18 protein-coding genes are annotated in these 19,339 nt (G+C 72.1%); 4 read left to right on the top strand and 14 right to left on the bottom strand.

From position 1 onward, the window contains the following. Positions 1-7 precede the first annotated feature (7 nt). Positions 8-736: a hypothetical protein gene (locus ACFY12_RS19885; protein WP_390717113.1), complete on the bottom strand. Its 729-nt coding sequence runs from the start codon at positions 734-736 to the stop codon at positions 8-10. A gap of 16 nt (positions 737-752) precedes the next feature. Between ACFY12_RS19885 and ACFY12_RS19880 the strand changes: the two genes are divergently transcribed. After that, a complete protein-coding gene (locus ACFY12_RS19880) occupies positions 753-887 on the top strand; it encodes a hypothetical protein (RefSeq protein WP_390717112.1) in 135 nt (44 codons plus the stop codon). Positions 888-981: 94 nt separating this feature from the next. Here the strand turns inward: ACFY12_RS19880 and ACFY12_RS19875 are convergent, their stop codons facing one another. The 4 genes from ACFY12_RS19875 to ACFY12_RS19860 form a co-directional block, all read right to left on the bottom strand. Continuing rightward, entirely contained in the window at positions 982-1,698 is a 717-nt protein-coding gene (locus ACFY12_RS19875; protein WP_390717111.1) for a Crp/Fnr family transcriptional regulator, read from the bottom strand. Positions 1,699-2,135: 437 nt separating this feature from the next. Further along, entirely contained in the window at positions 2,136-4,193 is a 2,058-nt protein-coding gene (locus ACFY12_RS19870) for an iron ABC transporter permease (protein WP_390717110.1), read from the bottom strand. Further along, the gene (locus tag ACFY12_RS19865) at positions 4,193-5,194 is read right to left on the bottom strand and encodes an ABC transporter substrate-binding protein (protein WP_390717109.1); all 1,002 of its coding nucleotides are present in this window, start codon (positions 5,192-5,194) and stop codon (positions 4,193-4,195) included. The genes ACFY12_RS19870 and ACFY12_RS19865 overlap by 1 nt, the downstream gene beginning before the upstream one ends. 181 nt (positions 5,195-5,375) lie before the next feature. Further along, entirely contained in the window at positions 5,376-6,188 is an 813-nt protein-coding gene (locus tag ACFY12_RS19860) for an ABC transporter ATP-binding protein (RefSeq protein WP_390717108.1), read from the bottom strand. 509 nt (positions 6,189-6,697) lie between these two features. Here ACFY12_RS19860 and ACFY12_RS19855 point away from each other — a divergent pair. Genes ACFY12_RS19855 through ACFY12_RS19845 form a run of 3 tightly spaced genes read left to right on the top strand, consistent with a single transcriptional unit; the run spans position 6,698 to position 7,786 of the window. Further along, on the top strand, positions 6,698-7,339 hold the full coding sequence (locus ACFY12_RS19855; protein ID WP_390717107.1) for a DUF2470 domain-containing protein: 642 nt from the start codon (positions 6,698-6,700) through the stop codon (positions 7,337-7,339). Further along, positions 7,336-7,503, top strand: a complete 168-nt coding sequence (locus ACFY12_RS19850; protein ID WP_390717106.1) for a hypothetical protein — start codon at positions 7,336-7,338, stop codon at positions 7,501-7,503. The genes ACFY12_RS19855 and ACFY12_RS19850 overlap by 4 nt, the downstream gene beginning before the upstream one ends. 1 nt (position 7,504) lies before the next feature. Then, positions 7,505-7,786, top strand: a complete 282-nt coding sequence (locus ACFY12_RS19845; RefSeq protein WP_390717105.1) for a hypothetical protein — start codon at positions 7,505-7,507, stop codon at positions 7,784-7,786. A gap of 39 nt (positions 7,787-7,825) precedes the next feature. On the opposite strand, the gene ACFY12_RS19840 is transcribed toward ACFY12_RS19845, so the two are convergent. From ACFY12_RS19840 to ACFY12_RS19800, 9 genes are all read right to left on the bottom strand, one after another. Then, the gene (locus ACFY12_RS19840; RefSeq protein WP_390717104.1) at positions 7,826-8,050 is read right to left on the bottom strand and encodes a helix-turn-helix domain-containing protein; all 225 of its coding nucleotides are present in this window, start codon (positions 8,048-8,050) and stop codon (positions 7,826-7,828) included. After that, positions 8,050-8,682 (bottom strand): DUF2975 domain-containing protein, encoded by a 633-nt coding sequence (locus ACFY12_RS19835; protein ID WP_390717103.1) that lies wholly within the window; start codon positions 8,680-8,682, stop codon positions 8,050-8,052. Before ACFY12_RS19835 ends, ACFY12_RS19840 begins: the two co-directional genes overlap by 1 nt. 95 nt (positions 8,683-8,777) lie before the next feature. After that, positions 8,778-10,085 (bottom strand): SPFH domain-containing protein, encoded by a 1,308-nt coding sequence (locus ACFY12_RS19830; protein ID WP_390717102.1) that lies wholly within the window; start codon positions 10,083-10,085, stop codon positions 8,778-8,780. Continuing rightward, positions 10,082-11,782, bottom strand: coding sequence for an SPFH domain-containing protein (locus ACFY12_RS19825; protein ID WP_390717101.1), 1,701 nt, complete (start codon positions 11,780-11,782; stop codon positions 10,082-10,084). The genes ACFY12_RS19830 and ACFY12_RS19825 overlap by 4 nt, the downstream gene beginning before the upstream one ends. Positions 11,783-12,018: 236 nt before the next feature. Next, the gene (locus tag ACFY12_RS19820) at positions 12,019-12,939 is read right to left on the bottom strand and encodes a 2-hydroxy-3-oxopropionate reductase (protein ID WP_390717335.1); all 921 of its coding nucleotides are present in this window, start codon (positions 12,937-12,939) and stop codon (positions 12,019-12,021) included. Positions 12,940-13,012: 73 nt separating this feature from the next. Further along, complete coding sequence (locus ACFY12_RS19815) at positions 13,013-14,215, bottom strand: NAD(P)/FAD-dependent oxidoreductase (RefSeq protein ID WP_390717100.1); 1,203 nt, start codon at positions 14,213-14,215, stop codon at positions 13,013-13,015. After that, entirely contained in the window at positions 14,212-15,762 is a 1,551-nt protein-coding gene (locus ACFY12_RS19810; RefSeq protein WP_390717099.1) for an NAD(P)/FAD-dependent oxidoreductase, read from the bottom strand. The genes ACFY12_RS19815 and ACFY12_RS19810 overlap by 4 nt, the downstream gene beginning before the upstream one ends. Then, on the bottom strand, positions 15,759-17,879 hold the full coding sequence (locus tag ACFY12_RS19805) for a molybdopterin oxidoreductase family protein (RefSeq protein WP_390717098.1): 2,121 nt from the start codon (positions 17,877-17,879) through the stop codon (positions 15,759-15,761). The genes ACFY12_RS19810 and ACFY12_RS19805 overlap by 4 nt, the downstream gene beginning before the upstream one ends. Beyond that, positions 17,872-19,251: a nitrate/nitrite transporter gene (locus tag ACFY12_RS19800; RefSeq protein WP_390717097.1), complete on the bottom strand. Its 1,380-nt coding sequence runs from the start codon at positions 19,249-19,251 to the stop codon at positions 17,872-17,874. Before ACFY12_RS19800 ends, ACFY12_RS19805 begins: the two co-directional genes overlap by 8 nt. Positions 19,252-19,339: the final 88 nt, after the last annotated feature.

Raw genomic sequence — 19,339 nt, 5'->3', positions numbered from 1 at the left:
CGCTCCGTCACCCGTAGTACTTCTTGTGGATGGTCCTGGCCGCGTCGCCGCTGCCGAAGTGGACGACGCTGTCGTCGATCCGTCCCACGGTGCTCGTGTTCGTGGGTGTGCCGGCCGGTGCGGGCGCGGCGTCGCCGCCCGGGCCGCCGTCCGGCTGCGGGCCCGTGACGAGCGGCCGCAGCTCCTCCGCATCGTGCTCCGGTACGTGGATCCAGCCGTAGCCGGTGAACTCCTTCTGCCGGATGTGCGCCCTGACGTACCGCTGCGGGTCGAGGCCCTGCCCCCGCAGCCGGACGACGTCCTGGTAGAGCCGGTCGGAGATGATGACCACGAGGTCGGTGGAGTCCATGGCCTCCAGCACCCGCTTCAGCTGGGGTGCGTTGAGGTAGCGGGCCACGGCTATCGGGGCGGGGCCGGAGTAGCCCAGGGCGGCGGTGCGCGCCACACCGGTGTCGATCGCCAGCCGGAGCCGCATCCGGTCCCCTTCGGCCCGGTTGGCGTTGCGTTCGCCCAGCCGGACGGCCAGGTGCCGTACGAAGTCGCCGAGGACCACGGCCTCCGGGGTGTCCGGCGGCAGTACGGCGAACTCCTGGTCCCCCTGGGCTTGGCGGGACCAGGCCGTCCGGTCGAGGCCGCTGAGCTCTGCCGACTCCTCCAGCGCCTGGACCAGGTCGGCCTGGATCACCTCCTGACCCGGAGTATCGAGGCGGCTGTACTTCTCCACGTCGGCCGCCATGCACAGATGACGGGTGATGATCTCCCGCGAGGAAGACGAGGAAGACGAGGGGGACGAGGGGGACGAGGAAGACGGTGAAGACGATGAAGAGGAGAACGGGGAGGGGGAGGGGGGCTGTGCGGCCATGGACTCGGTCACCTGCCTGCCGTAGTTGAGCGGGTTCGGGCGTCAACTGTGCTGCCAGAGGCGGGAAATACCGAGCGGATCGTAGAAATACGGGTTTCGGCCGTAGTGGCCGGTCCGGGTCAGGGAACGGGTGCTTCCATCCGGGCGACCTCCCTCAGCCGGGCCACGTCGAGCACGGTGGTGCGCCGGTACCCCGTGGTGATCAGGCCGTCCCTGCGCAGTTCGGCGAGCGCCTTGTGGATCGTCACCTCCGCGGAGCCGGTGAGCGCGGCGAGTTCCGGCTGGGTGAGGTCGACGCCGATGACCAGTCCGCGGGGCACCCGATGGCCGTACGAGCCCGCCAGCTCCGCGAGTACGCGGGCGAGCCGCACCTTGACCGGATAGCCGCCGAACTCGATGCGTCGGCGGTTGGCCCAGCGCAGCCGCTGGGCGACGATGCCCGCTATGGCCAGCGCCGCGTCGGGATGAGTACCGAGAAAGAACCGCAGGTCGGCTTCGCGGACGATGCTGGCCACCACCTCTCCGCACGCGGTGACCGTGGCCGACCTCGGAGCGTCGTCCATGGCCGCCATCTCGCCGACGATGTCGCCGCCCACCCGGATGGCGAGCAGCGCCTCGTGGCCGTTGTCCAGGCGAGCGGTGACCTTGACGAATCCGGAGCGCAGGAGCACCACATGGTGGGAGCGGTCGCCCTCGCGTATCAGGATGTCCTGGGGCAGATAGCGGCAGCGGGTACCGAGCCGGAGCAGCTCACCGCGCGCCTGCTCCGGCATGCCGCCGAGGAAGCTGCGGGCCGGCCACTCCTCCCGGCCCTGCGTTTCGTGCTGTGTGCTCAAAGGCGCTTCCCTCTTCTCCTCAGCTGCCACCGTGATCCGCGATCCGTGATCCGTGATCCGTGAACGTGATCCGTACGAATCGCCGGACCCAGAAGAGCAGTTGGGAGGGGAACAGGGCAGAGTGCGCGCACGGCCGACTTGATGCGCTGGGCGCGCGCTGGGGCGCACACCGCACCGGTGAGCCCCCAGCGCCGTGGTACCCGCCTACGACGTCCGCCGTGGGGCCTCCGGGTCATGCTCCTGCGTGAAGAACACCTCCAGGTCGGCTGCTCTGACATCTCTCAAACGCACCTGGTCACTCATGCCACGGAGTCTGCCACCGGCTGCTGACAATCCCGGGACGACTACTCGCCGCCCACGCCCATGACTGAAGGGCGGCTGCCCGGCAGCGAGGACGTCACGCTCGAAGTTCTGGCTCGCCGTTCCGTCAGGGGTTCTCAGGCGTCCCGCGTCCGCCGCAGCAGCCACACCAGATACGGAGCACCGACCAGCGCGGTCACGATGCCCACGGGAATCTCCGTCGGCGCCAGCAGCCAGCGGCCCAGCGCGTCCGAGGCGACGACCAGGACGGCACCCAGCACCGCGGCCATGGGCACCATCCGGGCCGTACTGTTGCCGACGATCCGGCGTGCCAGGTGCGGGGCGACCAGCCCCACGAAGCCCACCGCGCCGACCGCCGCCGCGGTCCCGGCCGCCAGTACGGCGCCCGCACCGAGGACGAGCAGCCGGGCGCGGCCCAGCTCCAGACCGAGGGCGCGGGGCAGTTCGTCACCGAGCGACAGCATGTTCACCGGCCGGGCCGCCGCCACCAGCAGCACCGCGACCGCCACCGGCAGGGCCAGCCAGCCCAGTGCCGAGAAGTCACGGGCGTAGGTGCTGCCGGCCAGCCAGGTGAGCGCGGCGGAGATGTTCATCTGCGCCCCGACCACCATGATGTGCACCAGCGCCATGGTCGTGGCGTGCGCACCGAGGCCGACCAGGACCACCCGGGTCGGGTCGAGGCCGGTGCGGCTCCCGCCCCTGGTTCCCCTGGCCACCAGCACCACCAGGCCCAGCATCACCACGCCCCCGACGCCCGCGGCGATCGGCAGGGCGACCAGCGGAGCCGAGGGAACGACGAGGATGACCAGCGTCGCGGCCACGGACGCACCGCCGGTCACCCCCACAAAACTCGGCTCGGCCAGCGGATTGCGCACCACCGCCTGGACCGCCGTCCCGGCCACCGCCAGGCAGCCGCCCGCCACCGCCGCCACCAGGATGCGCGGCAGCCGGTACGACACCACCGCATCGGTCATCTCCTCGCCCGAACCGAGCAGAGACGCGGCGAGCTGCTCCCAGCCGATCCGGACATCGCCGATCCGCAGCCCCACCGCGACCGCCACCACGAGGGCGAGCAGCCCGACGCCCAGCGCGACGGCGTAGCCGGGCCCGCGGCGCTGCTCGGCGACGACGACCGCCGCCCCCGTGTCGGCGTCTCCGGTGCTCACCCGGCGGGCGAGCGCCATGAACACCGGCCCGCCCATCAGGGCGGTGACGACCCCGACCGGAATCTCCGCGTACCCGGCCGACGGCGGCAGCGTCAACTGCGCGGCCGCGTCCGCGGCGAGCACGAGGGTGGCCGACAGCAGCGCCGCCGTCGGCAGGAGCGCCGCATGCCTGCGGATACCGAGCATCCGCACCGTCACCGGAGCGATCAGCCCGACGAAGCCGATCGGCCCGGCGAGCGTGACCGCCGACGCGGACAGCAGCACCGCGACCAGGAACGCCGCGGGACGGATACGTTCCACCCGTACGCCCATGGATTCGGCCGTCTCGTCACCGAGCGCCATCATATCCAGCGGGCGCGCCAGCGCCGGGGCGAGCAGCGCGCCGACGGCGATGACGACCCCCAGGGTGAGCGGCCGCGTCAGACCGGACTGCATCAGCGTGCCGTTGCCCCAGAAGAACAGCCCGCGGGTCGCCTGCACATCGAGCATCTGCAGGAACTCGGCCGCCGACGTACACGCCAGCGCGACCGTCGCCCCGGCCAGCAGGACCCGGCCGGGAGTCAGTACCCCGCCACTGCTCAGCAGATGAACGAGAGCGATCGCGAGCAGCCCGCCCAGGAACGCCGCGCCCCCGGCGGGGACCGGGCCCAGGCTCACACCGGTGAACGCCACCAGCACCACGGCCAGATACGCGCCGGCGTTCACCCCCAGCGTGTCGGGAGCCGCCAGCGGATTGCGGGTCGCCCCCTGGACGAGCACTCCAGATACCCCGAGCGCGACACCGACGACCAGCCCGGTGAGGGTACGCGGCAGCCGCGAGCCGAGCAGGACGTCCGCGGTGTGGGGATCGCCGTGTCCGGTCAGCAGGTCCAGGATGTCCCCGACCCCGACCCCGGAGGCACCCAGACCGAGGTGGACCACCCCGACCAGGAACAGGACGAGCGACAGGGCGCCGCCCACGAGCAGGGCCCGTGGGCGGCGCCGGAGCAGATCGGTGGACGCGGGCATCAGACCTTCAGGGCCTTGCCGGTCTCGTCGAGGACCTGGACCGCCGACAGCGGGCCGCCGAAGAGCCAGGTGCCGGGGTCGAGCGGGAGGGCCTTGTCCTTCTCGACGAAACTCAGGCCCTTCCAGACCGCGTTGCCGGCGAGCTCGCCGGTGAACGGGTTGTCCTTGGCGGCGGCCACGTACAGGAAGGTCGCGTCCGGCTCGACCTTGGTCAGACCCTCGACCCCGACCGTGGTCATGCCCCAGGCGTCGGGCTTGCCCCGCCACCCGTTCTTCAGGCCCGCCAGGTTGAGGACCTGCGCGGTGTACGCGTCATCGGCCAGCACCCGGATCGAGGCCGTGCCGTTGGCGGTGAACCCCTGGGCGACCGCGTACTTCAGGCCCGCCTTGCCGGCCTTCCCCAGCCGCTGCTTCAGATCCGCGGCCTTGGTGTCGATCCGTCCGAGGACCTCGGTGGCCTTGTCCTCCTTGCCCACCGCCTTCCCCAGCTCGGTGAAGTTCTTCTTCACCGTCGCCAGCTGCGGCTTGGTCGTGTACTTGAACGACAGCACCGGGGCGATGTCCTTCAGCGGCTTGAGGTTCGCCTTCGACCGGTCGTCGTCGACCACGATGAGATCCGGCTTCAGCGCCCTGATCTTCTCCAGGCTCGGCTCGTTGCGGTCACCCACGTCGGTGACGTCCTTCGGCAGGCCGGCGCCCTTCGCGGTGATCCAGGTGCCGTAGCCCTTGCTGTCGGCGTTGCCGACCGGGGTGACACCGAGCGCGACCAGTTCCTCCGTGTACGTCCACTCCAGCGTCACCACCTTCTTCGCCGGCTTGTCCAGGGCGACCTGCCCGCGCGCGGTCTCGACGGTGATCTTGCCGCTGCCGCCGGTGTTCCCTCCTGTCTGTCCGGTCTTCTCCGCTGTCTCCCCGACCGTCCCGGACCCACAGCCGGCCGCGGTCAGCACGAGCGCCACGGCCGTACCGCCCGTGGCGAGAACGCGAAGCAGTTTCTGCATGGTGCGATGTCTCCTTCGTGCCGGTGAAGCGCATGACGTGAACGAGGTGCGTGACGTGAATGAGGTGCGTGACGTGAACGGCGAACGACGCGTGGGGGGTTGCCGCGTACGACGTCTCGGGGGCCGGGAATCGGAGTGTGGGGGCCGGGAATTCGGGTGGTGGGGGGGGCCGGGACGCGGATCAGGACGCGGCGGCATCCTGTTCCGACTCGGGCCGCCGAGGGAAGCAGGCGAGGTAGCCGGTCGCGGGATCGCGGACGACGTCGACCCGCAGACCGAAGGCACGGTCGATGGTCTCTGGCGTCAGCACGTCCTCCGGCGGCCCGTAGGCCGTGACCCCGCCGTCGGCCACGACCACCACGTCATCGCCGTACGCCGCCGCCTGCATCAGGTCGTGCAGCACCACACCGCAGGCGATGCCGTGCTCGCGGGCCAGCCGCCGGACCACATCGAGCACCTCGAACTGGTGCCGCAGGTCGAGGTAGGTGGTCGGCTCGTCCAGCAGCAGCACGCCCGCTCGCTGCGCCAGCACCGTGGCCAGCCAGGCGCGTTGCCGCTCGCCGCCCGACAGTTCGTCCAGGCGCCGGTCGATCAGCGGGGCGGCGTCGGTGACCCCGAGCGCCCAGTCGATCGACTCGACGTCCTCACGGGTGTGCCGGGCGAACGCCCCCCGGTGGGCGTACCGGCCGTGCCGCACCAGCTCACGAACCGTGACCCCGGCCGGCACCAGCGACGACTGAGGAAGGAACGCCAGCCGCTGGGACAGCTCACGCCGGGGGAGTGAAAGCAGCGGCGCGCCGTCGATGCGTACCTCGCCGCGGAGCGGCGGCAGCAGCCCGGCCACGGTGCGCAGGAGGGTGGACTTACCACAGCCGTTGGGGCCGACCAGGACGGTGATCACACCTTCCCGCAGCGAGAGGCCGACCTCTCTGAGCACCTGGCGTCCGCCGTGCCCGACGTCGAGGTCCTCGGCCACCAGGCGGACGTCGCCCATGGACACCACGCTCCTTCCCCCGCCGCCGGATTGACGGCGCCACCATACAACTGAGGTAAGGCACACCTAAGGGGTGTCGCATCGATCCTCCGGTTCGCGACCGTGTCGAGATCTCACACACCACCATGCACCCCCTGCGCACACTCAACACCTCTTGCACATCCGGCACTTGAGGGTATGCCCACGATCCGGCCGGCCATTAGCCGGCCATTATCGGGGCCGGGGGCCGTGACGGCCCGATCGGGCGGCCGTGCCGCGGCTTTTGCGCCAAGGTCGGCCGCGGGGTTGGCTCTCGGCTCCGGAGTTCGCTAACTTAGGCAAGCCTAACCTAATGAACCTCGACGGGCTGGAGGTCCGATGAGCCCTGCCGACACCTCTGCCACCGAGCCGGCCACCGATTCGGCTGCCGAGCCGACCGCCGCGGAGCGGATCCGCTCGGTGCTGAGCCGTGCCGGGTCGCTGACCCTCACCGCGGACGGCTACCGCTGCGATCTGGTCGGCCGGGCCGGTTGCGGATCCGGCTGCCGGCCGACAGCCCGCTGGCCGCACGGGTCATATGCGCCCCACGTGGCACCCTGGCCGTACTGCTGGAGTTCACCGATGTCGCCCCTGCCGCGGTCCGTGACCGGGTACGGGCCCGGGTGACGCTCTCGGGATGGCTGACTCCGGATGCCGCCTCGGGGCGTGGCGCCGACGGCGAGGCCGGCGCCGGCGCCGATGGCGAAGGCGGCGGGGGATGCGGAACCGACACCCCCACCCTCCGTCTCGACGCCGTCCGCGCCACCCTCGAAACGGCCGACGGCACGGTCGCCGTCGGCCTCGACCAACTCGTCCTGGCCGCACCGGATCCCCTGGCCGCCGACGAAGCGGCGATGCTCACCCACCTCGCCGACTCCCACGAGGACGTGGTGGCACAGCTGACCCGGCTCTCCGACCCGCGGCTGCTGCACAGCGTCGTCCGCGTGCGTCCGCTCTCCCTCGACCGGTACGGCATCACCCTCCGCTACGAGTACGCCCGCGGCCACCGCGACATCCGCGTCCCGTTCCCGAGGCCGGTGCGGGAGCCCGCCCAGGCCGGCGAACAGGTTCAGCGCCTCCTCGCCGCCGCCCGAACCTGCCCGCGCCGCCGCCGCGCGTCCTCCCGGCCATGACCCCGCACCGTGCGACGCACCCGCCCACTGGCCCGCCCGCCGACCCGCCCGTCCCGTACGACCTCGTGGCGGCGATCATCCGCGCGGCGCCACGGGCGGCCGCCCTCTACACGCCACCGGAGGAACCCGTGCTCACCGTGCCCACACCCCGCCAGGCCGCCTGACATGACGGCGTTCCACGAGGAGGAGGCGGCGGACCGGCGCCGGGCCGAGGTGTTCCTGGAGGCGTTACGGGCCGGCGAGACCGTGGCGCACGCGGCGGCCCGGGCCGGTGTGTCCACCACGGCCCTCTACCGGCACAGAAAGCGCAATGCGTTGTTCGCCCAGCTGATGGAGCAGGCGCAGAAGGCGGGGCGGGAGACCCGGGCCCGCGACCGTGAGCGCAGGCGAGCCCCCTTCCGGGCCATGCGCTATCGGCTGGTCCCGCGAGATCCGCAAGACCCGTGACGCCCGGATGATCCGGGCGAACCGGAGGCCCCGTGCGCCTCACTGAGACGTGAAGGTGAGCAAGTCCCCTGGCTGGCAGCCCAGTTCGCGGCAGATGGCGCTGAGCGTGCTGAAGCGGATCGCTTTCGCGCGGTCGTTCTTCAGGATGGAGAGGTTGGCGACGGTCACCCCGACCCGTGCGGCCAGTTCGGCCAGGGTCATACCGCGTGCCTCCAGCAGACGGTCCAGATGGCACTCGATCTGATGCGGTTCCTCCGGCGGCATCAGACCAGTCCTTCGGTGTCGGCACGCAGGCGGGTGCCGCTGCGGAACGCCCCGGCCATGGCGCCGATGAGGAGCGCCAGGAACACCGGCTCGATCGCATAGGTCTTGGCGGGTGAGATCGCTTCCGCCATCGGCGTCCCCCGGGCCAGGAGATTGGTGGTCATCATGTCCGCCAGCGGGACGAGGAAGCCCATCAGGAAGAGGGCTCCGGCGACGACGGCGAGGCGCTGGGCGTTCTTCGGCATGAAGAAGTCGCCGTCCCGGAAGGTGCGGGCGATCCGGAGGACGGCGGCGAGGATCACGACGATCAGCAGGCCGTTCAGGAGCCCCGGAAGGACGAGGAGCACGCGCTGTCCCAGGCCGGGGGCGGTGAAGGTCAGCTCGGCGAGGCTGGAACTGCGCAGCGTCACGGCTCCGGACAGCGCGGTGCCGGGCGGCTGCGCGGCGGCGTCGACGTGCACTTCGCGGGAGGTGAGCGGCGACAGGGGGCCGGTCACCTGGAGGACCGGGAGCAGGATGTGGAAGAGGCCCACGAAGAGCAGGGCCAGTGCGACGGCTGCTACCGGTATGTAGCTGTCCGCCTGCGTCCACCAGGACCTGTATTTCCGCGCCCACCAGGATGTGTACGTCATGGCCTCGAACCTTTCAGCGGCATATCGTTTTTCGATGCTATCGAAAAACGATATGCCGCTCAAGGTGGGCGGCGACGTCCTCGCCGGTGCCCGGCCTACTCGCCGTCCGCCGGCCGGAGCGCCGTGCTCACCGGCGGCAGGGCCGTCAGCCGCGGCAGCAGCTGGGCGGTGAGCAGGGTGGCGAGCGCCGAGGTGTCGGTGCCCGTGCCGGTGCCGTCCGTGCGGACGACCACCGGCTGCGGGGCCTTGCCGGCGAGGATCGCACCGACTTCGAGCCGTCGGCGGGCCAGTTCGTACTGGAGCACCGCGCGGTTGTCGCGGTACGCCTGCGCCAGGCGGCGCTGGGCACGGGCCTCGTTCTCGGCGGAGATCAGACCGCTGCGGCCGCGGGTCTCGATCTCGAAGCGGACCTTCTGCGCATTGGTCTCCTGCTCCTCCAGGAGCTGGGCCACCTCCTCACGGGCCTTGTTGAGCGCGGCCTTCACCTCGACGATGCGCGCGTCGCGCACCTTCTTCGCCCGCTCGATGTCCATCTGCAGACTGTCGATGCGCCGCTTGCGCGTCAGCCCCCACTCCTGCTCGTACGCGGTCCGCTCCTTGGCGACCCGTTCCCGGGTGGCGAGGTGCTGCTGGTACTGGGCGGGCAGCTGGACGTCGGGGATGTTGGAGCCGGTGATGCGCACCCCGTAGCGGGAGAGCTGACGGTTGAGCAGCTCCTGCATATCGTCCACGTCCGAGCCGCGCAGGTCGTACGCGCGCTCGGTCCGCACCTGGCGGCCGCGCTGGCGGATGGCGTCCTGCACCGCGCTGGAGAGCACCAGGTCGAAGTTGCCCGCCCCGATGCTCCGGACGAACAGCACCGCGTCGGTGATCTTGAACTTCAGGAAGAACTCGATCGAGCGGAGCGGTACGTTCTCCCGGGTGGGGCAGGCCACCACCGGCGCCGAGTAGGGGATCTCGGTGGCGGTGTCCACCACGAAGTCGACCCGCGACCACGGGTGCCACAGGTAGTGCCGGCCGGGCTCCAGGGTGCGGGTCACCGCCCCGTAGCGGGTGAGGACGCCGGTCGTGCCCTGCTCGATCTCGGCGATGGACGAGCGCCACCACCACAGCAGACCGGCCGGCACCAGAACCGTACCGAAGGCGTAGCCGACGGTGGCCAGCACGCCCCGGGTCAGGCCGGCCAGGCCGTCCGACGCGCCCAGATCCAGCATCACGCCGGTCAGCAGCGCGAACACGCCGAGCCACAGCAGCAGCATCCACCACAGCCGGCGCCGGTGGTGGCGGGGGATGATGACGGGCACCAGCTTGCCCGCCTCGCCGCTGCGCAGCAGCTGGCGGATCTCACTCCAGGGGGCCACCTCCTCGGAGATGACCGACCTGCGGTTCTGTGCGGTGCTCACTCGCCGCCCTCCTCGGTTGCGTCGTCTCCGTACCCCGGTGCGGTCGGTTCGTGCCCCGTCTCCGGCTGCCCGCCTCCGGCAGCGGCGGCGGGTACGGTCGGCCGTTCGGCCTCCAGCAGAGCGGCGATCTCCGCCTCGCGCCCGGAGATCCGGTCGGCGACCTCCGCCAGACGTGCGCGCACGGCGGCCATGTCCTCGTCCGAGAACAGCTCCGTGCCCCGCTCGCCGACCAACTCCCGTGCCAGCGCCAGGAAGTCGACCCCGGCGGCGTCATCGGTCCCGGACGAGCCGCCGATCCGGACGAGCCGGGGCAGATGGTCCGCGACCTCTTCCAGCGTGTCCAGCACCTGCTGCTGGTAGCGGTACTCCAGGATCTCCGGGGCCTCGGCCGCGGTCACCGCGCGGATGTCCAGCGCCTGCGCCTCCAGCAGCGCCGCGTTGGCCTTGGCCTCCGACTCGGCCTGTACGTACCGCTGCCGGGCGAGCGCCTCGGCCCGGTTGGTCTCCCGCTCCACGGCGGTGTCCATCTGCGCCTGGTACTGCGCGATATCCGCCATGATCGCGGAGAGCGTCTCCTGACGGGAGGCCAGCTCCTTGGTCAGGTCACCCTCGTCCTGTTCCTTGCGCAGGTGGAGCGCGTACTCGTGGGTGTAGGCGTCCTTGGCGACCCGCACCATCTCCGGTGCCGCCAGGTCCATGCGGTAGCCGCGGTCGGAGGGCTCGGCGTGCGTGATGTTGGCGTTGGTCAGCTCCACCGCGGGCCGGAACTGCTGGTTCAGCTGCTCCAGCAGCCGGCCGGTGTCCTCGCCCACCATGTCGTAGATCCCCGCGGCCTCCTGCTCGTAGATGAGGCTGCGGATGGTCTCGCTGACCGCGTTGCTCAGCTTCTCGTCGAAGCCGCGCACCGCGCCCAGCGTGTAGACGAACTCCACCGGGTCGCTGATCCGGAACTGGATGAACAGGTCGATGGACGCCTTCACCCCGCCCTTGGTCGGCGCTTCGCGCACCGGCGCGTTGAACGGGTACTCACGGGTGGTGTTGATGAGGTACGACACCCGCTTCCAGGGATTGAGCAGGATCACCCGGCCCGGGCCGACCACCTGCTCCAGCTTCCCGAAGCGGGTGATCAGCGCCTGGCAGCCGTCCGGCACCATCACCATGCCCTGCCGCCACCACACGAAGGCGACCGCCGCCAGCGACAGCACCCAGTAGTGGATCCCGAAGAGCGGGTGGGTGACCACGTCGCCGCCGGCCGCGGCGACGACACCGCTTCCCACCACTCCCACGACCAGCAGCAACAGCACCGGCAGCATGCTCAGCAGCGAGCGGCCGCGCGGCATCACCATCGGGCAGATCGCATGGACCTGCCGTCCGTCCTCGCGCCGCTGCTCGCTGCGGTTGAGTGCCTCCCGCGCCTCGTCCAGCGGCACGGTCTTCTGCGTCATGATCGTGTCGATGCTGCCGCCCTGCTCGCGGGCGGCGGGGAAGTCGGCGGGGTCCATACTGTCGCCCGTCGACTCCCGCGCCTCGCCGTGGCCTCCGGCTGCCCCGCCGGCCCCGGCCGCCGCCTGCTCCGCCGTCAGCCGGCCGGCATCGATTCCGGTACGGCGTCGCAACTCCTCCTCGGCGGCACCGCGCAGCCGGGGGTTGTCGGACACCGCCCGTGCGAACTTCCGCACGCTCTGGCTACCTGCCACAAATTCCCCTTTGTTCCCTGTTTCTTCGTTTCTTCCGTGGCCTGCGGATGCAGGGCCCGTGCTTCCTTCTTCCTGCCCATCCCATCGCACGGGGGCGCTCAGGGTCGAAGCGGGGGCGAGTCCACGGACGCGGCGGGGGCGGCGAGCGGCAGGGCGCGAGCAGTGGGTGGCGCGGTCCGGGGCCACCGGGGCCACCAGGGCTACCGGGGCCACCGGGGCCACGGGGACGACCGGGGTTACCGCTCGCGGTCGTATCCGCTGAGGAGTTCCACGCCGCGGAGCACGGCGGAGTGATCGAGTTCCGCGTCACCACGGGCCACCGAGGAGGAGATGAGCTGTGCGGCGGTGCTGCCGAGCGGCAGGGCCGCGCCGATGGCGCGAGCGGTCTCCGTGACGATGCCCATGTCCTTGTGGTGCAGTCCCATCGTGAAACTGGGCGTGTAGTCGCGTGCCACGAAGTTGTGCTTCTTGCGGGCGAGGACCTGGGAACCGGCGAGCCCGCCGCCGAGCACGTCGAGGGCCGCCTCGAGCGCCACACCCGACTTCTCCAGGAAGACCACGGCTTCGGCGCAGGCCTGCATATTGATCGCGAGGATCAGCTGGTTGGCGGCCTTCACGGTCTGGCCGACACCGTGCGGCCCGCAGTGCACGACCGTCCTGCCCAGGGCTTCGAAGACCGGCCGGGCGTCCTCGAAGTCGGCGGCCTCCCCGCCGACCATGATCGACAGAATGCCTTCGACCGCCCCCACCTCACCACCCCCGACCGGGGCGTCCAGGACGCGGATGCCGTGCGCGGCGGCCCGCTCGGCCAGTTCCGCGGAGGTCCGCGGGGCGACGGTGGACATATCGATCAGCAGCGTCCCGGGCCGGGCCTGGGCCAGAACCCCCTCGGGGCCGTAGGCGACCTCCTCGACCTGGGGGGTGTCCGGAAGCATGGTGATGACCACGTCCGCCTCGCGGACCGCCTCGCCGATCGACGCCACGGCCCGGCCGCCCGCGGCCAGCAGCGGGCCCTGCTTGCCGTCCGTGCGGTTCCAGCCGTGCACGGTGTACCCGGACCGGGCGAGGTTGACGGCCATGGGGCTCCCCATGGTGCCCAGACCGATGAAGCCGATCGTCTTCAACGCGAACTCCTTGCTGTGCTGTGGTGTACGGATGCGCTGTGGTGTACGGAGCCTGCGGGGGGCGCGGTCGTCCCGTCTCCGGGGACAGGGATCGAGGGGGCGGGGATCAGGAGAGGAGGAGCTGTTCCAGGTCCGCGGGGGGCTGCCGGCCGACGAAGGACGCGAGGGTGCGTGCGCAGCCGGTGCCTCCGGCGAGCATCCCGCCGAGGAGCACGCCGGTGTCCGGTCGCAGGAAGACCTTCGCGTAGTGGGTGCCGCCCTCGGCGAAGACGACGTCGAGCGCCTGGTCCTCCCCGGGGCGGGTGGCCCCGAAGGCGGCCACGTTCACGCCGAAGAGCTTCAGCGCGGTGAAGGTGTCGGCGCCGTCGAAGGGCTCGGTGCGGCGGCCCGTCAGCTGGTCCGCCACGTTGTCCGCCATCCGGTATCCGGGGGCGACCAGACCATGGCAGCGTCCCTGGACGGAGGCGCACTCGCCGATGGCCCAGATGTGCTCGTCGCGGGTGCGGCAGTGGCCGTCGACGGCGAAGCCGCCGCGTTCGCCGCGTTCCAGCCCCATAGGGGCCGCCAGGTCGTCCCGGGGGCGGACGCCCGCGGCGAAGACCACGAGACCGGTCTCCAGGCGGGTGCCGTCGGAGAGTGTCACCCCGCGAACCGTGCCGTCGGCCCGGGCGTCGACCGACGCGGTGGCGGTGCCGCAGTGCAGCCGCAGGCCGAGGCCGGTGACCTGCTCGTGGAGCACGTGTGCCGCGCCGGCGTCGAGCTGGGCCGGCATCAGATGCGGAGCGGTCTCCACGATGTGCGCGCGCATCCCCAGCAGGCGCAGGGCGTTGGCCGCTTCCAGGCCGAGGAGCCCGCCTCCGATCACCACGCCGGGCCGGCCGGCGCGGGCGGCCGCCCGGATGGCGTCGAGGTCGTCGAACGTGCGGTAGACGAAGCACCCGGTCAGGTCATGGCCCGGGACCGGGGGCACGAACGGGCGCGAACCGGTGGCCAGGACCAGGGCGTCGTACGCGATCTCGTCCCCCTCGGCGGTACGGACCGTACGGGCCGCCCGGTCCACCGACACCGCCGGGCAGCCGAGGCGCAGGTCCGCACGGGAGCCGTCGAAGAAGTCCTGCCCGCCGAGGGCGAGGTCGTCCTTGCTCTTGCCGTCCAGGTAGGAGGAGAGCGCGACGCGGTCGTAGGCGGGGTGGCGTTCCTCCGCCAGGACGACGATGCGCCAGGCGCCCTCGCCGTCCATGGTCCGTAGCCGGTCGACGAGCCGGTGGCCCACCATGCCGTGGCCGACGACGACGAGCGTCCGCGTCACGATGCTTCCTTCAAGTCGTTCTGTTCGTTCAGCCCGTTCAGCCCGTTCAGCCCGTTCAGCCCGTTCAGTTCGTTCGGGTCGTTCGGGTCGTCCCGTTCGGTCAGTTCGTTCCCGGGCTCGCGGGCCCAGGCGCCGCACAGGTCCCGCACGCGCCCGCCGCAGCCGCCGCACCCGGTCGTGGCGCGGGTCGCCGTGGCGAGCGCCGTGACGGTGCGGGAGCCTGCGCGCCAGGCCTCGTGGAGGGCGTGTTCCGTGACGCTGTTGCAGAGGCACACCACGGCGTCGCCGCCCGCCGCGGCCTCGTCCGACGCGGGTCTGGGCGGCCAGGCGAGGAGCAACCCCAGCCGGTCGGTGGGGAGTTGCTGCCGCAGCCGGTGCAGGCGGCCGATCGTCGCGGTGGCCTGCGGCAGGCCGAACAGCACGGCACCGACGACGCGGTCGTGGCGCAGCGCGAGTCTGGCGTACCGCCGGCCCGCCCGGTCGGTGAGGGTGACCAGACGGGTCCCGGGCTGTGCGAAATCGGCCGGTGAGCCGATGCAGGACACGTCCGCCGCCTGGGTGCGCAGCCGGAGCACCGGCGGGACGGCCCGGTAGGCCGTGCCCCGTCCGGTGAGGATCCGTGCGAGGGCGTCGGCCTGCTCCAGGGCGGTTTCGGTGCCCGCCATGGCCCGGCCGTCGTGTTCGGCGCAGTCGCCGAGGGCGTGGATGTGCGGGTCGCCGGTGCGCAGCCGTTCATCGACGGCGACGCCTGTGCCGACGCCCGTGCCGACGTCCAGGCCCGCCTCGCGGGCGAGCCGGACGTCGGGGGTGGCGCCGGCGCACAGGACGAGGGTGTCGGCCCGGAGGGTGGTCCCGTCGTCCAGTTGCAGGTGGCCCGGCGTACGCCGCACGGCGGTGCGGCCGCCGAGCACGGTGACCCCGGCCCGCTCCAACTCCTCGGTGAGCATGCCGCCGCAGAGGTCGCCGAGGCGTTCATGCAGGGGAGCGGGGCCGCCGCACACCAGCGTGGTCGTGGTGCCGCGGGCGGCCAGCGCGCTCGCGGTCTCCACCGCCCGTGCCCCGTCCCCGAGCACGACCACGGTCCCGCCGGTCCCGTCGGTGATCCGGTCGCAGTCGGCCGCGGTACGCAGGGTGGTGACGCCGTCGGCGAGGCCGCCGTCGGGGGTGGTGACGCCGGGAATGCCGGGGACCGTGGGGAGCGCCTCCAGCGCCAGGACCAGCGTGTCGTACGGGAAGACGGTCTCGGTCCCCCCGATCTCGGTCCCCCCGGTCTCGGCCCCGCCGGTCACGGCCCGCACCTGCCGCCGTGCCCGGTCGATACCGGTCACCACGACGTCCGTACGGACCCGGATCCCGGGCGCGGGCGGCAGGCGCAGGTCCCTCGGGGCGCGCAGGGCCTCGATGACGGAGAGCGGCGACGGCGGGTGGCGGTCGGCCCCGGGTTCGGTCCCCAGGACGGTCAGGGCTCCCTCGTGCCCATGGTGGCGGAGCCGTTCCGCGAACTGGTGGGCCGTCGGGCCGTTGCCGAGGACGAGGACGTGGCTCACGGTGTGGCTCCTGGCAGAGGATCGAGGCGCACGGCGCACACTTTGAATTCGGGCATACCGCTGCGCGGGTCCAGTGCCGGGTGGGTGAAGAGATTGGCCCGGCCGTCACCGGGAAAGTGGAACGGGGCGAAGACGGTGTCCAGGCGCATCGTCGGATCCACCCGCACCCGGGCCGTCATGCTCCCGCGGGCCGAGGAGATCCGGGCCAGGCTCCCGTCCGCCACACCGGACCGGACGGCGGTATCGGGGTGGACCTCCACGAACGGCTCGGGAACCGCCCCGGCCAGCTCGGCCACCCGGCGGGTCTGCGCCCCGGACTGGTAGTGCGCCAGGACCCGGCCGGTCGTCGCGTAGAGGGGGTACGCGGGGCCGATCTCCTCCGCCGGTCCCTGATGGTCCACCGCGGTGAACCGTGCCCTGCCGTCCGGGTGCGCGAACCGGTCCAGGAACAGCCTGGGGGTGCCCCGGTGTCCGCCGGGCGCGTCCGGGCAGGGCCAGTGCAGGCTCTCCCCGGCGTCCAGGCGCTGGTACGAGATCCCCGAGTAGTCCGCCCGGCCGCCCCGGGAGGCGGCGCGCAGCTCGTCGAAGACCTCCCGCGGGTCGGTGGGGTAGCGGCAGGCGGGTTCCCCGAGCCGCACCGCGAGATCCCGCAGCACCTGGAGATCGCTGCGCACCCCGGGCGGCGGCGACAGCAGGGAACGACGGCGCAGCACCCGGCCTTCCAGGTTGGTCAGGGTGCCTTCCTCCTCGGCCCACTGCGTGACGGGCAGCACCACATCCGCCATCCGGGCCGTCTCGGACGGTACGAAGTCGGCGACCACGAGGAGGTCGAGGGAGGCGAGCCGGTCGGCCAGGTGAGCGGAGCGGGGGGCCGAGACGACCGGGTTCGAGCCGAACACCAGCAGACCGCGGGGGCCGTCCTCGCCGCCCAGCGCGTCCAGGAGTTCATAGGCGCTGCGTCCCGGGCCCGGCAGCCGGTCCGGTGCCACGCCCCAGACGCCGGCGACGTGGGCGCGCGCCGACGGGTCGGCGATGGAGCGGTAGCCCGGCAGCTGGTCCGCCTTCTGCCCGTGCTCCCGGCCGCCCTGGCCGTTGCCCTGCCCGGTGAGGCACCCGTATCCGCTGCCGGTGCGCCCCGGCAGGCCGAGGGCGAGGGCGAGGTTGATGAAGCCCGCCACGGTGTCGGTGCCGGTGCTGTGCTGCTCCACCCCACGGCCGGTCAGTACGTAGGCGTTCTGGGCCCCGGCGAGCATCCGGACGGCTCGGCGCTGGTCGGACGCGGGCACACCGGTGAGCGTCTCGACCCGCTCCGGCCACCAGGCCATCGCCCGGCGCAGCGCGTCGTCGAAGCCGTGGGTGCGCTCGTGGACGTACTCCCGGTCGAGCAGCCCCTCGACGGCGGCGATGTGCAGCAGGCCGAGCGCCAGCGCCAGATCGGTGCCGGGCGCGGGCTGGAGATGCAGCGCCGCACGCTGGGCGGTGGCGGTCCGCCGTGGATCCATGACGATCAGCTCGGCCTGGTCGAGGTGCTGCATCAGGGGCGGCATGGTCTCGGCGACGTTGGCGCCGGCCAGCAGTACCGTCCGGGCTTCCCTGAGGTCGGTGACCGGGAAGGGCAGCCCCCGGTCCAGGCCGAAGGCCGCGTTCCCCGCCGCGGCGGCGGACGACATGCAGAACCGGCCGTTGTAGTCGATCTGGCTGGTGCCCAGGGCGACACGGGCGAACTTGCCGAGGAGGTAGGCCTTCTCGTTGGTGAGACCACCGCCGCCGAACACCGCCACCCCGTCCGGGCCGTGCCGGTCACGGATACCGCGCAGGCCCTCGGCGACCCGGTCCAGCGCGACGTCCCAGGAGGCCTCGGCGAGCCGGCCGTCGGGGCGGCGGACCAGCGGCCGGGTCAACCGGTCGGCAGCGGAGAGGACTTGGGGAGCGGTCCACCCCTTCTGGCACAGCCGGCCGCGGTTGACGGGGAAGTCGGCGGGCCGCACCGTCACCTCGGCGGCCCGGGCACCGCGCAGCCGGGTACCGCACTGCAGCGCACAGTACGGGCAGTGGGTCTCCGACTCCGGTACGGATCCGGTGGCCGACTCCTCTGTGGAAAGAGGTGGTTCAGACACGGCTGACTTCCCTGGTGGCCCCTGCGGGGTCCGCGCTGCCCGCGCGCCTCCGGCGCAGATAGACGGCCCGGATCACCACCACGCACAGCGCGTAGTAGGCGAGGAAGGCGAGGAAGGCCGGAGTGCCGGAGCCGGAGCCGTCCGCGTAGGAGAGTTTGAAGGCGAGGTTGATGGCGGCGCCGCCGAGTCCGCCGATCGCGCCGGCGATGGCGATGACCGCGCCGGACAGCCGCCGGGCCCGGGCGAAGGCGCCGTTGGCGTCGTGGCCGGAGGTGATCTCGTCCTCGGCCGCCTTGGCGAAGACCGCCGGGATCATCTTGTACGTCGATCCGTTGCCGAGGCCGCTGAGTACGAAGAGCGCGGTGAACCCCGCGACGAACAGGCCGAAGGAGTTCCGTTCCGCGGCGACGATGAGCACGGCGGTGCCCGCGCCCATACCGAGGAAGTTCCAGAACGTGACCCGCGCGCCGCCCAGGCGGTCGGCCAGCCAGCCGCCCAGCGGGCGGGAGAAGGAGCCGAGCAGCGGACCGAGGAAGGTGTAGCCGACGGCCTCCAGCGGCGTGGCACCGAACTCGTTCTGCAGGACGAGGCCGAAGGCGAAGCCGTAGCCGATGAACGAGCCGAAGGTGCCGACGTACAGGAGCGATATCCACCAGGTGTCGCGGTGCCGGACGGCCTCGCGCTGGGCGCCGGGATCGGTCCGTACCGCGTCCACGTTGTCCATCTTCCACGCGGCCAGCAGCGCGATCAGCACGATCAGCGGCAGGTAGACGGCCGCGACGTAGGACGGGTGGGTGTTTCCGGCGACGGAGATGACCGCGAGCCCGATGAGCTGGACCGCCGCCACGCCGAGGTTGCCGCCGCCCGCGTTGAGGCCGAGGGCCCAGCCCTGGTGGCGCTGCGGGTAGAACGCGGTGATGTTCGTCATCGAGGACGCGAAGTTGCCGCCGCCGACTCCGGCCACCGCGCCGATCGCCAGGAACACCCAGAACGGGGTGCCGGGCCGCTGGACGAAGTACAGGGCGAGCAGTGTGGGGACGAGCAGGATCCCGGTGGCGAACACGGTCCAGTTCCGCCCGCCGAACCGGGTCACCGCGTAGCTGTAGGGCAGGCGCAGCAGCGAGCCGACGACCGTCGGGGTGGCCACCAGGAGGAACTTCTGGCCGGGGTCGAAGCGGAAGCCGATGTCGGGGGAGAGGAACAGGACGAGTACGGACCACAGCGTCCATACCGAGAACCCGATGTGTTCGGAGAGGACGGACAGGACCAGGTTGCGGCGGGCGACGCGGTGGCCGCCCTTGTGCCAGGCGTCTTCGTCCTCGGGATTCCAGCCGGTGAGCCAGCGGCCCCCTCCGGCGGATGTGTCGGCCATGGTGTGCTCCAGGTGGTGAAGGGTTCCGGGACGGGCCGGGCCCCGGCGAGAGCTGCTCACCGGGGCCCGGCCCGTGGGGCGGCCCGAA

Source organism: Streptomyces sp. NPDC001339 (genome assembly GCF_042895955.1).
Classification (GTDB): domain Bacteria; phylum Actinomycetota; class Actinomycetes; order Streptomycetales; family Streptomycetaceae; genus Streptomyces.
The sequence above is the reverse complement of the archived record's forward strand: the minus strand, read 5'-3'. Positions and strand labels throughout refer to the sequence as shown.

Bases quoted from the DNA above. Each gene is read 5' to 3' on its own strand.
- ACFY12_RS19885 (WP_390717113.1), bottom strand. From the start codon at position 736: ATGGCGGCCGACGTGGAGAAGTACAGCCGCCTCGATACTCCGGGTCAG.
- ACFY12_RS19880 (WP_390717112.1), top strand. From the start codon at position 753: ATGATCTCCCGCGAGGAAGACGAGGAAGACGAGGGGGACGAGGGGGAC.
- ACFY12_RS19870 (WP_390717110.1), bottom strand. From the start codon at position 4,193: ATGCCCGCGTCCACCGATCTGCTCCGGCGCCGCCCACGGGCCCTGCTC.
- ACFY12_RS19865 (WP_390717109.1), bottom strand. From the start codon at position 5,194: ATGCAGAAACTGCTTCGCGTTCTCGCCACGGGCGGTACGGCCGTGGCG.
- ACFY12_RS19860 (WP_390717108.1), bottom strand. From the start codon at position 6,188: ATGGGCGACGTCCGCCTGGTGGCCGAGGACCTCGACGTCGGGCACGGC.
- ACFY12_RS19850 (WP_390717106.1), top strand. From the start codon at position 7,336: ATGACCCCGCACCGTGCGACGCACCCGCCCACTGGCCCGCCCGCCGAC.
- ACFY12_RS19845 (WP_390717105.1), top strand. From the start codon at position 7,505: ATGACGGCGTTCCACGAGGAGGAGGCGGCGGACCGGCGCCGGGCCGAG.
- ACFY12_RS19840 (WP_390717104.1), bottom strand. From the start codon at position 8,050: ATGCCGCCGGAGGAACCGCATCAGATCGAGTGCCATCTGGACCGTCTG.
- ACFY12_RS19835 (WP_390717103.1), bottom strand. From the start codon at position 8,682: ATGACGTACACATCCTGGTGGGCGCGGAAATACAGGTCCTGGTGGACG.
- ACFY12_RS19800 (WP_390717097.1), bottom strand. From the start codon at position 19,251: ATGGCCGACACATCCGCCGGAGGGGGCCGCTGGCTCACCGGCTGGAAT.